This window comes from Bacillus sp. SIMBA_005, assembly GCF_046535585.1.
In the GTDB taxonomy this organism is placed as follows: Bacteria; Bacillota; Bacilli; order Bacillales; family Bacillaceae; genus Bacillus; species Bacillus pumilus.
On the sequence record NZ_JAWRWI010000286.1, the window covers coordinates 1 to 278 of the forward strand.

Consider the following 278-nt stretch of genomic DNA (forward strand, 5'->3'; position numbering starts at 1 on the left):
CTTTGATCTTTTCAGGCAGTTTCTCGGCCTTAATAGCTTCAGATTCTCCGGTATAACCCTCATAGCTCCTCGGAACGCGTACAATGTCACCTTCTTGATAAGGCTTTTCAACAAAGAAAGAAACCATCTTTTTCTTACCTTTCTCGTTATACCCTTCTAAATTGTAAACGTAGTTGATATTATTTTTGTTGTTTTCCGCTTTCCCGTGAATTTGTACGTAATAATCGCTTTCCAGCACGGCGCCTTGATCAGCGCAGCCTCCTAATATGAAAACCGAT

1 protein-coding gene is annotated in these 278 nt (G+C 40.6%); it reads right to left on the minus strand.

Annotated elements, in window-relative coordinates:
- Positions 1–278, minus strand: a 278-nt coding sequence (locus SB660_RS20140) for a YxeA family protein (RefSeq protein ID WP_410584070.1), incomplete at both ends; no start/stop codon positions are given.